This window comes from Roseivirga sp. (assembly GCF_965216855.1).
Taxonomy (GTDB): Bacteria; Bacteroidota; Bacteroidia; order Cytophagales; family Cyclobacteriaceae; genus Roseivirga.
This window is the reverse complement of the sequence record NZ_OZ244204.1, coordinates 4004170-4019625: the sequence shown is the minus strand read 5'-3', so window position 1 is coordinate 4019625 and position 15456 is coordinate 4004170. Positions and strand designations below refer to the sequence as shown.

Genomic DNA, 15456 nt, shown 5'->3' with positions numbered 1-15456 from the left:
CTATATATGAAATAATTTTTCCTGGTCTTTGGTAATAGGTATGGGAGAATAATCATGAACCTGGGCATGATACAAATACTCTTCAAGTATTCTTTTCTCATTGAATTCAAAATCGTACTTCCTTATCCAATCAGCAATGGTTTCCGCTGGAAGATCATAATTCAACATTTCCCTGATTGGAAAGCTCGTTTGGTCAAATTCATAATCCAATGCCTTCATTTCGTGCTGACACAAACCTTCCACAATGGATATCTCTTCCGTATCTAACACCGTGCGCCATTTTTCCATTGATTTGGTATTAATACCTTCCTTGGCCTGATATGATGTATTCTGTGTCCATTGTTTCCCAGAACCATCTCTATAGGTATTAGCATTCACCACATTGGAATGAAATGGAACACCTATGAAAGTCAGCATGGACCTAAGATAATCATCAGGATTAGAGACCATGTCTTCATATCGAATTAGAAAGAAGTTATTCCTTCCTCTGTTTCTCAAAGCAAAAGCCGCACTTTTTCTCCATTGACGGATAAGAAAGAGTATTGGGTAAGCACCCGTAGAGCTTTTCTTATTGGAAGCAATAATAGCACGAGGGTCTCTAATAATGTGTACAAATTTATAGCCCTGTTCTAATAAAGGAGAAGCGAATTCATCGACCCATACTTCCTTAATACCCGTGACAGAAGCATCTTGCTTGGGATAGGCTAATTCTACAATTTCAAGCAATTGCTCAAAAACTTCAAAGGCCAATCCTGGCCGTATTTTATGCAAAAACGGCAATACCGCAGGAGAGAAAATTCCAGCATTTCGAGGTATTTGTCTCTTTAATTCTTCAATATCAGATGATTCGAATCGAATGGTTTCAAAATTGTCATGAAATGAGCGATAATAATTTTCCCCCTTCAAAAAGTAATCTTCAAGTGGTTGTCTATCATCGTACTTCGGATCACTATCTCTAAACCAAATGTTTCTAGCTACTTTGAAAAACTCAAAGAAAGGATCGGAGGCGATATTAAGTTGAGGGTGACTGTTCAGAGCGCGAGCCAGGAAGGTAGTCCCCGACCTGAAAACACCAGCCAGTATCAATTTCTGCTTTGAATTCATGTTATCCAATAATTTTCAATACAGAGTTCATTTAATAACACGCATTAATATCTTTCTTTAAAAGGCTCAATGCTATCTTTTCTGAATAACTATCATCTGCATGCTTAATACGTGTGCTATGGTCCAGCGTTGATTTATCTAATAGTTGATACATATTGGTTGCAAGAAACATTTGCTCATAACTATGTTTATAACTAAAGGCATCGAAACTAGTGATATGGGCATAATGATTTCTTCTTGCCTTATCTGAAAAGAAGTCCAGAATAATCAAGTTTCCTTTATTCTTTAGCACTCTGTCAATCTCAGCCATACTCTTTACCAGAAGATTTCTATCAACCACATAGAATACAAAACCTACGATTACCAAATCAAAGGATTCATCATCGAAAAAGCTCATGTCATCTACGGTCGCCTGCCTCAATTCTAATTCAGGGTATTTTTCTGTGCCAAATTGAATAGCTTTCCCTGAAGGATCAATACCACAGGCATTACAATCAGGAAATATACTTTTAAGATAGTTCAGCTTATAACCAGCCGAACTTCCAACTTCAAGTATGCTATTCGATTGAATCTGGTAATCCTTAATTAGCTCAACAACAATATCATTGTCGAATTTTTTTTCCAGCAGTACTGCCTTATTCCGTTCAAACCAGGCATCCGCTTCACTTCTTACAAACTCTTCTTTTTGTTTCATAAACAGATTTTGACTGATGAAAAGAACACCTCGTTACAGATTATTATAATACTCAAAAATTGTTTCTATTACCCTCTCCTGATCTTCAGAACTTAAGGTTGGGTACATTGGCAGACTGAGACAGTGTCTATAATAATTCTCAGCATTTGGTAAATCACCAACCTTCCACCCCAACTCTCGATAATAGGGCATTAAATGGGTAGGTATGTAATGTATTTGAGCAAAAATCTTTTTTGATCTTAAGTAATTATATAAGCCTAGTCTATCTTCTATTTCAATAATATACAGATGATACGCATGCCCTTCTACGAGCTTACTCTGACCCTTGACAAACGTAGCAGAGCTAAAAGCCATTTCATAACGCTTTGCTATTTCTACTCTTCTGGCTAACCCTTCATCCGCCCTCTTTAACTGACTTGAACCAAGTGCTGCCTGAAAATCAGTTAGTCTGTAATTATATCCCAGGGACTGCATTTCCATATACCATCCTGGATACTCTTCCGACTCAACCCCTCCTGTAGCAAAGCCTATCGTGTTGCTAAACTTTGATTCATCTCTTGTAATTCCATGAGTTCTCAACTCAAGTAATCTTGTATAAAGCTCATGACTATTGGTGGTGATCATCCCCCCTTCTCCTGCGGCAATGTGTTTAACTGGGTGAAAGGAGAAAATAGCCAAATCTGCCCATTGCCCATTTCCGCATTGATGCTGGTTCTTTTGGTCGTCAACAAAGTAACCTCCAGGTGCATGACAGGCATCCTCGATGATCCATAGGTCATATTCATCGGCCAATTGCCGCAGTTCCTCCAGGTTTACAGATCTACCTGCAAAATCTACAGGAATAATCCCTTGGTATGTTCCTCTTGGAGAGGATTCAAGCAGTTCTCTAATGGAATTAATGTCAATCAGATAGGTGTTTCGATCTATATCAGCAAAAACGGGGGTACCACCACAATAACGTATACAGTTAGCTGAAGCAGCAAAAGTGATCGGTGTAGTAATAATTTTTTGCCCGGGTCCAACATTCATGGCCATGGCGCACAAGTGAAGAGCTGCCGTACCGTTGCTTACTGCTACGGCATATTCTGCTCCGACATAAGACGCAAACAAGTCTTCAAATCTCTTAATTTCAGGCCCTTGTGTTAAGTAATCAGAATTCAATACCCTGACTACCTCCTGGATATCTTCTTCCGTAATATTTTGCTTACCGTAAGGTATTGGTTGCATCAGACTTCAAAATTGGGATCTACGTGTTCTTTTATTAATTCTCTCAGGCTCTCCACAGTTTCCCACTCTTCATTACTAGCCGAGTTATAGTTAAAACCTTCGGGAACCTTGTTGGCATTATGTACCTGAACAAACTCTTCTAATGACCATCTTGTCTTGGTAGGTAAAAGCACAAAGTATTCTCCCAAATCATAAGTATTATAGGAATCAGACGCTGTGATCATCTCTTCGTGGACCTTTTCACCTGGTCGAATACCGATTACCGGTTTCTGACACTCAGGGCCTATTGCTTCTGCCACATCAGTAATTCTATATGAAGGTATTTTAGGAACAAACAATTCTCCCCCCCAAGAGTTCTCGAGAGCATGCATTACCATGTCTACCCCTCCTTGTAAGCTTATGTTGAACCTGGTCATACTTGGGTCAGTGATAGGAAGGACACCCTCCTTCTTTTTATTCAGAAAAAATGGAATGACAGAGCCATTACTTCCCATCACGTTTCCATAACGCACGACTGAGAATCTTATGGGGTTCCATCCCTTCACATTATTAGCTGCAATGAAAAGCTTGTCTGATGTAAGTTTAGTTGCTCCATACAAGTTTATCGGTGCACAGGCCTTATCAGTAGACAATGCAACCACCCTTTGCACACCTGTCTCTAAACTGGCATTAATCACATTTTGTGCTCCATCTACGTTTGTCCTGATACATTCTTCGGGATTGTACTCTGCTATATGAACATGCTTCATGGCAGCTGCATGAATCACATAATCTACTCCCTTGAAAGCTCTTTTCAATCTTTCATAGTCACGGACATCTCCAATGAAATACCTCATTTGTGGATACACCGACTCAGAGAATTCCTGCTCCATCAAAAACTGCTTCTGTTCATCACGTGAAAGAATAATGAGCTTTTTAATTTCAGGATGATGAGTTAACAAGTGTTTGGTCAGGGCTTTACCAAGTGAACCTGTACCACCCGTAATTAAGATAGATTTATCGCTTAAATAACTCATATAAAAAATTTGCTAGTTAGATTCTTTTGAACTGCCTTTTGAACATTGTTTGGATAATGGCCTGCAACCATATGACCCTCTTGTACTTCAGTATCCACAATACTAGAATTGGCAGCTACTATTGCTCCATTTCCAATTTTACACTTTCCAATCACTGATGCATTCGAAAAGAGACATACATCATTACCTATAATTGGATAATCAATCCCATCTTCTGTATGCTTCCCTCCTATGGTAATATTTTGATAGATGACCAACCTATTCCCCAATTGAGCCCGCCCTACAATTGATCCCATTGGGTGTATCAACCGAAAAATTTCTGGCATTTGAATATGACCAAACAAATCAATCCCATGAAGTGACTTATTCAGCAAAGCCGACTTTGCATACAACGGTTCATATCCTTCTACGTAAGATTCATTGCTCAAGAAGTAAAGGTAAGTGGCGTATTGGTCACCATGTAAAAAGTTGACATATCCATTATGCTGATTAAAGGCTGTCGTATGATCAAAACAATGCAAGGTTCTGACATGAGCTTTTTTACCCAACAAACGCATCTTATCCGCTTCGATCAAGTTCTTGTCAGGGAAGAATGCGTTAAGCTGTTTTAATGTGTAGTCAAAGATTTCCATTGTACTTAGATCGCTGTCCATCCACCATCCACAGCTATATTTTGCCCTGTAATATACTTTGCTTGATCCGAAAGCAGAAAACTGATAGCAGGAGCGATATCATCCGGTCTTCCCATTCTTTTCATAGGAACTTTCTCTTCGTAAGCGTCAACAAATGCTTTAGGTTGATTATTGAAGATACCGCCTGGGGAAACCGCATTAACCCGAATTCCTTCATGCCCATATCTACTAGCTAAAAATCTGGTGAAGTTGATAAGTCCACCCTTGATGGCCGAATATGGAGGAGGAGGTACAATATCTGTATTCCTGTAAATATTAAAATCATTACCAACCATTCCATAGATTGATGCCACATTAACAATGGCGCCACTGCCCGTTTTTCTAAATGCCTCGATTACCTGCTGGCAGAAAAGAATATAACTGTTTAGCTGCCAATCGACATTATCCTTTAATGAAGACTCTGACATATTCTCAAAATCAGTACCCCAATCAGAAGTTCTTGGATATGCATTGTTTACCAGGCCATCTAATTGGCCATAGTGATTCAAACACATACCTACGGCATCCTTAATGCTATCCAAACTGGTAACATCACAGTGTAGTCTATGCTCTGCCAGGTCGGTCTGAACATTTACGTCAACACATACGGCTACACCTTGCTTCTTGCGAATATCTGAGACAATTTCCTTTCCTAAAAGCCCATTACCTCCTGTTACCAATATTACCTTGTCTCTTAACATCGACTCTAGTTTAAACAGATTTTCAAAATCTCAATGGCCTCCGAGAAATCATTCATCATCTTTCGCTGACCTTGTATGCATTCACAGAAGTATTTCATTTGATCGGTATATGTTTCCAGTATATCATTTCCAGACAGTATTTCTCCAGAATTACCTGAAATAAGAGTGCCTGAAATTAAATCTGCGGTCCATACATCATCATCCCATATACACTCGATGGTTCTTTTAGGCTGGATTCTGTAATAGTTGGTAGTAATAAAAGCCGAACTATCAGGATATTCAAGCATATAATGGGAAATATCAACTGAATTGATCTCCAGACCGGATTTCCTGGATCTATACGATTGGATACCTTCAGGCTTACCCAATAAATAAATTACATAATCCAGCTCATGTATTAAATCGAGATGTACCCCTCCTCCAAGCTCTTTAATGGCACTATATATCTTTCTGTAGTCTGAATCAGGTCTCCATAATGGCAGATAAGAGCCACAATATGCATTCAATTCTATAGGTCTACGCTTTTGTACTTCTTGCTTCAATCTTTTAATAATTGGATGAAAACGCAGGTTACATCCAATGTAGGTCAGAATTTGTTTCTCTTCAATTAGCTTACTCAGCCGACTAACATCTTCCAACTGATGCAATACCGGTTTTTCAATAAATAGTGGTTTGCCTAAATGCGCAAGCGCTTCAATGGTTTCAGCGTGTTGACTGGTAGGGTTAGAAATAATAGAAAAGTCAATATCATCAGGAATATCTTCATACCTAAAAATACTCGTTACCTTCTCAACATCGGCTGACCCAGTGCCTGATCTTAAAGCATAAACCTCTAGATTCTGATCTATCTTGGTAAGAGCATTGATATGCTTTTTCGCGATTGAACCCAGGCCTATAATAAGCACTTTCATATCTGGAAACCTAGAAGCTCCTCCTTCAACAGCAGCTCCATAATTCTGAAATCCATTTCATGGTCAAGATCGAAGCATGGATGAGGCATTACATAGGCCAATGACCTTTGGGTTGTTGTTGTATCATAATCACCAAGCATATATTCTCTGGTGTAGATATAGAAAGAAGCATTCATATCGAACACTTCAGGAGCTTCTTGTCTGGATTTAATCTTATCACTTTTCTTGGAGACTTGAGCAAACCCGTTTTGATCATTTTCCACCATATTGAAATAGGGGTTTCTCGAAGCAGGGCTAACAGAGAATACGTTAAGAGCATCAGGTCTTGACTTCAATAACTCGAAACCATTTTTCAAATCTTCCTGGGTTCGCAAAGGAGACGTAACATCCAGATCTAACACATAATCATATTCTACCTGATTCTTATTCTGAGACCATTTCCATGCATCTCTGATAGCATCTACTTTTCCAGCAGAATCAGTAGCCATAGAATCTGGCCTTTGGTATGTCGTCTCATAACCATAATCACGAGCACACTCCAAAATCTCCGAACTATCAGTACTCAATTGAACATCGGCTTCAAAAGCCCGTGCAAAATTAAAGGCATGATTTAAAGAGTAATGTAATAATGGGGTACCGTTCAGGGGTCTGATATTCTTTCCTGGTATCCCCTTTGACCCTCCTCTCGCACATATGGTAATTAGAAACCTCATTTTATTAGCTTATGGCCACTGCTTTAATATCATTTTTTAATTTGATCGAGCTCATATTTCACCATAATTTCTACAAGCTCCTCAAATTTAACCTTAGGCTCCCAACCCAAAAGTTTTTTTGCTTTGGTGCTATCTCCAATGAGAAGGTCTACCTCGGTTGGCCTGAAATACCAAGGGTCAATAGCTACAATTCTTTCTCCTGTAGCCTTGTCTATTCCTACTTCATCGATACCCTCACCTTCCCATACAACTTCAATACCTGCATGTCTGAAGGCCAATTCAACAAACTCACGGACCTCATGGGTCTCTCCAGTGGAAATCACAAAATCATCTGGCTGATCGTGCTGAAGAATTTTCCACATAGATTCTACATAATCAGGGGCATACCCCCAATCTCTTTTGGCATTAAGGTTTCCAAGATATAGAGTCTCTCTCTGCTTATGCCTTATCTGAGCAACCGCAATGGCTATTTTTTTGGTTACAAAACTATTTCCTCTTCGCGGTGATTCATGATTAAACAAAATACCATTACTAGCGAAAATATTATAGGCCTCACGATAATTAACCGTCAGCCAATACGCATACAGTTTAGCTACTCCATATGGACTTCTTGGATAAAAAGGAGTATCCTCACTCTGAGGAACAGCCTTAACCTTACCATAAAGCTCACTTGTTGAAGCCTGGTAAACCTTTGTATGTCCAGCCAGCCCCAGAATTCTCACCGCTTCCAAAACTCTCATGGTGCCTAATGCATCGGCATTTGCTGTATACTCAGGGATCTCGAAACTTACTCTCACATGACTTTGTGCCGCAAGATTATATACTTCCTCAGGTTCAATTTGTTGAATTAGTCTGGTAACATTCATAGAGTCTGTTATATCTCCGTAATGCACCTTAAAATTGGATTGTTTATGCGGGTCCTTGTACAAATGGTCTATTCTCAGTTTCTGCTCGAGACTTGATCTTCGAACCAAGCCATGTACTTCATAACCTTTATTCAATAAAAAATCTGCAAGGTAAGAACCGTCTTGTCCGGTAATTCCTGTTATGAGCGCCTTCTTCATTTATTTTGTTTTGATAGCGTCTAAAATTCTTTCACTTATATAATCTACATCTTCATCCGACAATGCCGGATAGCTAGGTATACTTACACCTCGCATTGATATTTCTTTAGCAACTGGGTAATTTCCCGATGGAAAATACGGCAGCTCGTCCATAGGTCTGAAAAATGGTCTCGTTTCAATCCCCACGGCTTCTAAACTGTTACAAAACTTCTCCCGATCAACATTGGTGGGCAGACAAAAAGAGATCAACCAATTAGAAGAACTAACACCCTTCTTTTCTTTCTGAAAAGTAACATAACTCTCCAGGTTGGTTTTATAGCGATGGTAAATTTCCTTTTTACGCCTCACTATTTCATTCGCTCTTTCCAATTGAGCCAGACCTATTGCAGCCTGTATATTGGTCATCCGATAATTATAGCCCAAAACATCATGGAAATAACGTTCTGTATTAGAGTTGCCCTGATTTTTTAATTGACGGGCCAGCGTATTCCAATCATCTGAATTCAACAGTAAGGCACCTCCTTCTCCAGTAGTAATTGTCTTGTTACCGAAAAACGAAAAAGAGTTCAAGTCTCCTAAAGAACCAGACTGTTGTCCATGGTATGTAGCCCCAAATGACTCAGCTGCATCGGCTATTAATTTAATCTTACTACCACTTACTATCACTCTTAGAGCGTTATAATCAGCTGGATACCCATAAATATCAACAGGCATAATTGCTACGGTATCAGAGGAAATATGACTGGAGACCAACTGAGTATTTATATTCCAGTCATCCTCATTTACATCAACAAAAACTGGTTTGGCATTACAGTAAAGAACAGAGTTTGCAGACGCGACATAAGTAAAAACAGGAAGAATCACTTCTTTACCACTCTTTGCCCCTGAAAGTAAACAAGCAATATGCAAGGGATGCGTACCATTATGCATTGCTATTGCATGCTTTGAACCCGAACTCTCACAAAGTGCCTTTTCAAACAAGTCTATATACTTGCCCCGGGAAGATATCCATGTAGACCGAATACAATCCAAAACCAGCTCTTCTTCACGCTGACCTATGGATGGAACATAAATAGGGAACTTCATTAATTTAATTCTTGAACCAGTCTGTAAGTATTCATCAAATCCTCAATACCAGAATAGACTTCCAAAGTTATAGTCTTTGACTTAAGAGGAAGCTCCTGCAGCAACTTGGCCATTGAGGACGTTGCATTCACTCCTTTATTGGTATCTGCAGAACCATCGTTATCACTTATATGAATGTAATCGGTTTCTTGACAGAGGATATGAGCCTCTTCATAAAAATCAAGCCCTAAGGTTTGACAAGATACTTTCAAGTGGGCCAAATCAAGCAATAGCTTAAACCCTTTAATTTCTCTCTTCAACTCAAAATACTCTTCCGAGCAGGTTAACATAAATGGGTTTTGGTTATACTCCTGAAAGTTAGACTGAGAAACCACATTGTTTTCCACGTAAAGTTCTTCCGGAAACTCCTGATATAACTCACTGACTGTCTCGACAAAAAGTTGCTTTGAAATTTCCTTATCAAAAAGCTCCCTCCTTTTGATTGTTTTACCTAATTCTGAAGCATTGACAGGAATGTAAAAGCCAGCGTGGACGGCATATTTACCAAGTTTTAATTCACGAGTCAGAGAAAGTGTATCTTTTACATGTGCCTTTGAGGTTTCAAAAGTTTCTTTGTGCTGAGAAGCTAAATTGAGAACAAACTCTTCCTTTGGACAAGGGGAATAATTGTGAAACTGAAAATTCGTATTACCCAGAGAAAGAAAATTTAAAATGGCCGGTTTAACATTCTCTTCAAAATTAATTCCTCCTGTTAACTCAACATTGCCAAAACCCAAATCGAAAAGTGATCTGAGGTTTGTTCCTAGATCTGATTCCTTAATACAAGCCGATGATATATATATACTCACCTTATAAATCTATAATATCGTCTGCACGATACTCTCTTTGAGCAGTTCTGCCGAGCAGATCATCCAGATAAATTGCCGGAATTCCTTTTCCACCTGTCCTCTTTGTCGACAAGTTATCCAGGGTCAACTCTTCGCCAGAGGCAATCTGACATTTAGCCACAACCGATTTTTGTAGAGAATTGCGTGTTCCAAGTTCGCTTAAGGTTGGCATCTTAACATTTGATCCAAGATATGACTGTGCTATCCGGATTTGGTTAACCAATTCTGTTAACTCATCCGGCTCCAATGAGGCCTTATGATCAGGGCCTGGCTGAGACTTGTCCAATGTAAAGTGCTTTTCGACCACCTTAGCTCCCATAATCACAGAATAAGGGCTCGCTCCAATTCCAGCAGTATGGTCACTAAAGCCCGTGATTATATCAAATTCCTCTTCAAAAGTCTTTAGTACATTTAAATTGACTTCCGTTGGGTCGGTTGGATAGTTCGAAGTACAATGTAAAAGTATGATCTGATCATTTATGGGTAAGAGTTCAGCAATTACCTTCTGAACCTCAGAGAAATAGGTCATCCCCGTAGACAACAACATCGGTTTACCTTTTGCTGCCATTTCTCTCAGGAAGACAAGGTTAGTGGTATCTGTAGAAGCTACCTTATAAGCATCAAGGTCACAAATATCGAGTGCATGTAAACTGACGCTATCAAATGGAGTTGTCAGAAAGATTAGGTTTTTAGCCTCTGCATGCTCCTTAAGCTCAAGCATTTTATTCGCGGGTACTTCCAGCTTCTTCAGCATCTCGTACTGACTACCATCATTTTTGAGATTTGCCTTCTGATAAGAGGCCATATCAACGTTAGACAGTATAAGCTCCTTTGTAATGAAGGATTGAAATTTGATGGCATCGACACCACACTCCGATGCAACATCAATCATCTCTTTGGCCACCGAAAAATCACCGTTGTGATTAACCCCTGCTTCCGCAATTACAAAACACTCTGACTTCTTATCAATAGTTTTATGGCCTATTTTAATCGAACCTGCCGGTTTCATATTCTCCTTTTCATTTGAGTTAAAAATCGAAATTCAGAACAGTCACTCTCTACTCTCCTGGACTTTCCAGAAGTTGATAATTAAGCATCTTCTGAAATACCTCTGAGCGGTTTTTCAATTCATCAAAACTACCAATATCCTTAATAACACCCTTGTCTAACAAAACAATACGATCTGCATTCTTGACGGTAGAAAGCCTGTGGGCCACAACAAGAATGGTATAACTTCCCTTGAGCTCATCTATATTGGACTGTATCTCATTTTCTGTCTGGGAATCCAATGCTGATGTGGCCTCATCCATAATGAGCACATCAATTTCTTTATATAGTTCTCTGGCAATTGATATCCTTTGTTTTTGACCCCCACTGAGGTTGATACCATTGTTACCTAACTGGCTTTCTTCTTTATCGGGAAGCTGATCGATGAAACTCTTAATGGCAGCCTTATTTATGGCATTGTTATATTTCTTAAGGTTAGCTTCATTCCTTTCTGACCAAAAAGTAATGTTATTAAATATGCTATCATTAAAAATGACTGGCTCCTGTGTGATATAACCTACTCTCTTTTGATAGCTTTCGATACTCAAGTCCTGACTATTGTAAGAGTCTATCCAAAATTCACCACCATCAGGTGGTAATAAACCGGCAAGTACGTTAACCAAGGTAGTCTTGCCGCTTCCACTTTCCCCGACAAATGCCACTGTTTCATTCTTCTGGATTTCCAAATCAATATTTCGAAGGATTTTATAATCTCCATAGTTTAAACTTAACCCTTTAAGATTCATGACACTCTTGAAGGATGGCAATTGAACAGTTCCGGTGTTTTCTGAATTTGATTTAAGGTATTCACTGAATTCAATCATGTTGTCAAGTGATCCGGTTCGCGAAACAAACTTATTCCAGTGATTCTGTATACTAAGCAACGCGGTAAGTGATCGGTAAAAAAACAACAGGCTCGTTAATATTGGCTCTAAAGACTCACCAAATACCGAATGTTGCAAGTAGATCACGAGGGAGACTACTAATACTAACAATGGCTCCTTAACCGACAAAAGAATAGCATTGAACATGCCTATTTTTCTATTCTCTCGCTCAACATCGACCGCAACTGTCTTAAGCCTTTGCTCAAATTGCTTAAGAGTTCCTGTAGCCTTTAGATATTTATAGTTTCCAGAAAATTGAATTAAATACCCTTGCAACTTATGCGTAAGGTTTGTCATGGTGTAGGAAGCACCTCTGGTTTTCTTGTAAACCCTTCTGTAAAGTAGATTAGTCGCTAATGCTCCTGTAACAACCAAAGCCGCAAATTTCGCATCAAGTGCCAAGGCGAATGAAACATACACGCAGACCAGAACTAATTGCTGCATAGCCTGAAAAAAAGCTGTTGAAGCATTGACAACAGCACCAACTTCTCCTGTTAAGGTGTTCTGAACCCTTCCTACATCGGACTGAACAAATGACTTGAATTTGAGACTGCCTAAGTCGCCAATAAGCTCCAGTCTCACATTCCTTGTAAAATACTCAATCAGTTTAACCCTGTAGCTCTCACTCAAGAAGCGAGCAACTCCTTTTAAACCAAAAAACAGAGTCATGATAGCCAATACAACGGGCACTGATAAAGGAAGCCCTAAGGCAGTTATCGTTTGAGGAATAACGTCTAAAGCACCTACACTATCTTCGGTACCGGGATTAGCGCTATTTCCAGCCAGGCTCAGTAAAGGCAGAAACATGACCAAACCAAAACCGTCTAGTACCCCAACGAGTATATTGAGTACAACCAAAACCACTATTCTATACCGCAAATGGGAATAGAAAAAACCAAAGTAACTTAGGTTCTTAAAGATTGAATCTTTCATTCAGGTGTAATCGGAAGTTTTGTCGGATCGAAAAACGCTCTCACGGGACCGAACCGATTAAGGGTTAGGATTTTCTTTTCAATCCTCTTTTCAATAGTGATGTCTTTTTACCCGTTTTGCCAGTTGCTTCATCTTCATAATACCCACCTCCATAATTTCCGTAGCCATAACCATAACCATAGCCATAACCGTAGCCATAACCGTAGCCATAACCATAGCCATAACCGTAGCCATAGCCTCGATTTACTTTGAAGTCATTCAAAAGCAATGTAGAATTTTTCACAAGGCCCTTCTCGGTAATATCATTTACAAATGGGAAAACTTGTTTAACTGTATAATTCTGACGAACAACAAATATGTTCAAATCAGACAATACAGTAAGGTTAAAAGTATCAGCGACAATACCTACAGGTGGTGTATCGATAATCACGTAATCATATTCTTCCTTAAGACTAGCAATTAGTTCCTTAAGTTCATCAGAGATAAGCAGTTCAGCAGGATTAGGTGGCACAGGACCAGCGGCTATCAAGTCAAGGTTTTCAAAAGCTGTATTCTGAATAATTTTATCCCTTTCTATAAACCCGGCTAGATAATTCGAGACTCCAAAATCATTACTCAAACCAAAATCTCCATATAATTTCGGCTTTCTCAAGTCGAGTCCAACCAAAACCGTTTTTTTACCAGAAACTGCCAACATGGAGGCAAGATTCAAGGAGCAGAAGGACTTACCTTCACCTGATGCGTTAGAGGTAACCAGTATGGTTTGAATCTTTCTGTTTCTTCCAAAAAAGGCAAGGTTGGATCTTATAGCCCTGAAAGACTCTGCCATAATCGATTTAGGATGTTCTAGAACAGCCAGATTTCCTTCATACTTATTGTGCCCAATCATACCAATGATTGGTATATTAGTCAGTTTCTCAATTTGTTTTCTGAACTCTACTTTATCATTTAATACCTCTCTGGAGGCAAAGAACACCAGTGGCAATATTAGGCCCATAGCTCCACCTATGGCGAAGTTTAATCCCTTGTTGGGGAAGAATGGGGCTACATTATAACTTGCCTCATCAACTATTCTCGAGTTTGCCTCATTAGAGGCCTTCAGGATACCTGCTTCAGCTCTTCTTTCTCTAAAGAATTGAAACATACCATAGTATAGGTCATAGACTCTCTCAATATCACCATACTCCCTCTGAGATTCTGGATACCTCTTAAATTCAATATCTAGTTGATTAATTTGTCTCTGAATTGATTCATTCTTAGCCTCTAATTCATTGATTTTTGACGTGACCGAATTGGTCAGGATATTAATCAAAGAAGCAATTGAAGCATCCAGGGCTTGTATTTCAGGTGTTGAATTCGAAAGCACAACAGACCTTTCTCTTCTTTCATTAAGCTTCTCCTGCAAGAGGCCTATATAACGCTGAATATCTGTATTATCAGCACCGGTTATAGCCGTCAAAGGAACGGCAGTAAGCTCAGATATCTTGGCTGTATCCTCTAAATACTCAAGGTTTTTATTTAACGCAGATATAGCCCGTTCATTGACACCTTTTTCTACCTCAAGCTGAGTAATCCGGTTCATCAGGTTAGTACCTACCTGATCGAAGGTAGTAACTCTATTTTCCGCCTTTACCCTATCCATTTGATTGGCATAAATCTCCAGGGTGTCATTTAGGGCTGCCATCTCTCTGTCGACAAACCTAATTGTTTTTTCGGCTGACTTATTTTTTCGGTCAAGCTCTTCATTCATGTAAGCCTGCATAATGGCATTCAAAAAATCAGCGCCTTTTTTGGGGTGAGTATAATTGACACTTAGGGCTGCCACTGAGGTAAACTCCCGTTGGTAGGTCACACCCAATCTTGCATTCCATTCGTCAATTAATGATTGTCTTTGCCTAAAACGAAAGAAGTATTCCTTACCCTGTAAATTAGCCTGACCTGGTATTTCCAGCCTTAAGGTATATGTATCTGAACTAATATCTTCAAAAGGTGTGTATTTAGGCGTCTCTTCACTAAATTCATCTTCTTCTACTCCTAAATTGAAAAGGTTGCCTTCCAGAAAACTCACCTTAAATAACTTACCATAAAGCTGAGCTGAACCTTTTATTTTTACAATCTCAAAAGGTAGTGATTGATATTCTTCTATGGTCTTGATTCTTCCCTTTGAGAAATACTCGATTTCAAAATCAAGACTATCAATTGCCAATGCTGTAATTCGCTCACTTCGAAGAATCTCTAATTCATTGAGAAAATTGGAGGTATTACTAAGTGAAAAAATAGACAATAAACTAGGGTCTACATCTGAGTTTGACTCTGGAATAAGTAGAGTTGATGCAAGTCGAAACCGCTCATTCGAGTATCGGTGATATATAAATACTGTCAGAAAAGCAACCAACACTGACATCACTAATATTGGCCAATAACCAATAATCTTGATTAATAAGAGTTTAGGGTCTATTGCTAGCCCACCAGACTTCTTTTGTTCTTCACTTTCAAACTCAAATTCGCTGGCCATACC

The 15456-nt window shown here is 39.2% G+C and carries 14 protein-coding genes; all 14 read right to left on the bottom strand.

The genetic code is table 11. The annotated features are described in order from the left end of the window. The 14 genes from ACOOEY_RS17660 to ACOOEY_RS17595 all read right to left on the bottom strand — a co-directional run bounded on the left by ACOOEY_RS17660 (nt 1) and on the right by ACOOEY_RS17595 (nt 15453). Nucleotides 1-1104 carry a sulfotransferase family protein gene (locus ACOOEY_RS17660; RefSeq protein WP_420386052.1) on the bottom strand — a complete coding sequence of 368 codons (1104 nt, stop codon included), beginning with the start codon at nt 1102-1104 and terminating at the stop codon, nt 1-3. Nucleotides 1105-1135: 31 nt separating this feature from the next. Continuing rightward, nucleotides 1136-1798: a class I SAM-dependent methyltransferase gene (locus tag ACOOEY_RS17655; RefSeq protein ID WP_420386051.1), complete on the bottom strand. Its 663-nt coding sequence runs from the start codon at nt 1796-1798 to the stop codon at nt 1136-1138. A 33-nt stretch (nt 1799-1831) separates the two neighbouring features. Then, nucleotides 1832-3025 carry a UDP-4-amino-4,6-dideoxy-N-acetyl-beta-L-altrosamine transaminase gene (pseC, locus tag ACOOEY_RS17650; RefSeq protein WP_420386050.1) on the bottom strand — a complete coding sequence of 398 codons (1194 nt, stop codon included), beginning with the start codon at nt 3023-3025 and terminating at the stop codon, nt 1832-1834. Next, on the bottom strand, nt 3025-4041 hold the full coding sequence (gene pseB, locus ACOOEY_RS17645) for a UDP-N-acetylglucosamine 4,6-dehydratase (inverting) (protein ID WP_420386049.1): 1017 nt from the start codon (nt 4039-4041) through the stop codon (nt 3025-3027). The genes pseC and pseB overlap by 1 nt, the downstream gene beginning before the upstream one ends. Beyond that, a complete protein-coding gene (locus ACOOEY_RS17640) occupies nt 4038-4673 on the bottom strand; it encodes a hypothetical protein (protein WP_420386048.1) in 636 nt (211 codons plus the stop codon). The genes pseB and ACOOEY_RS17640 overlap by 4 nt, the downstream gene beginning before the upstream one ends. Before the next feature lie 5 nt (nt 4674-4678). Beyond that, nucleotides 4679-5413 (bottom strand): SDR family oxidoreductase, encoded by a 735-nt coding sequence (locus ACOOEY_RS17635; protein WP_420386047.1) that lies wholly within the window; start codon nt 5411-5413, stop codon nt 4679-4681. 5 nt (nt 5414-5418) lie between these two features. Further along, nucleotides 5419-6324, bottom strand: a complete 906-nt coding sequence (locus ACOOEY_RS17630; protein ID WP_420386046.1) for a Gfo/Idh/MocA family protein — start codon at nt 6322-6324, stop codon at nt 5419-5421. Further along, entirely contained in the window at nt 6321-7037 is a 717-nt protein-coding gene (locus ACOOEY_RS17625) for a cytidylyltransferase domain-containing protein (protein WP_420386045.1), read from the bottom strand. Before ACOOEY_RS17625 ends, ACOOEY_RS17630 begins: the two co-directional genes overlap by 4 nt. A 29-nt stretch (nt 7038-7066) precedes the next feature. Continuing rightward, nucleotides 7067-8101 carry a GDP-mannose 4,6-dehydratase gene (gene gmd, locus ACOOEY_RS17620; RefSeq protein ID WP_420386044.1) on the bottom strand — a complete coding sequence of 345 codons (1035 nt, stop codon included), beginning with the start codon at nt 8099-8101 and terminating at the stop codon, nt 7067-7069. After that, entirely contained in the window at nt 8102-9187 is a 1086-nt protein-coding gene (locus tag ACOOEY_RS17615; RefSeq protein WP_420386043.1) for a DegT/DnrJ/EryC1/StrS family aminotransferase, read from the bottom strand. It abuts the gene before it with no gap. After that, the gene (locus tag ACOOEY_RS17610) at nt 9187-10035 is read right to left on the bottom strand and encodes a hypothetical protein (RefSeq protein WP_420386042.1); all 849 of its coding nucleotides are present in this window, start codon (nt 10033-10035) and stop codon (nt 9187-9189) included. Before ACOOEY_RS17610 ends, ACOOEY_RS17615 begins: the two co-directional genes overlap by 1 nt. A gap of 1 nt (nt 10036) precedes the next feature. After that, nucleotides 10037-11083, bottom strand: a complete 1047-nt coding sequence (locus ACOOEY_RS17605) for an N-acetylneuraminate synthase family protein (RefSeq protein WP_420386041.1) — start codon at nt 11081-11083, stop codon at nt 10037-10039. Nucleotides 11084-11132: 49 nt separating this feature from the next. Continuing rightward, nucleotides 11133-12938 (bottom strand): ABC transporter ATP-binding protein, encoded by a 1806-nt coding sequence (locus ACOOEY_RS17600; protein WP_420386040.1) that lies wholly within the window; start codon nt 12936-12938, stop codon nt 11133-11135. Between the two features lie 64 nt (nt 12939-13002). Next, nucleotides 13003-15453 (bottom strand): GumC family protein, encoded by a 2451-nt coding sequence (locus ACOOEY_RS17595; RefSeq protein ID WP_420386039.1) that lies wholly within the window; start codon nt 15451-15453, stop codon nt 13003-13005. Between the last annotated feature and the right edge of the window lie 3 nt (nt 15454-15456).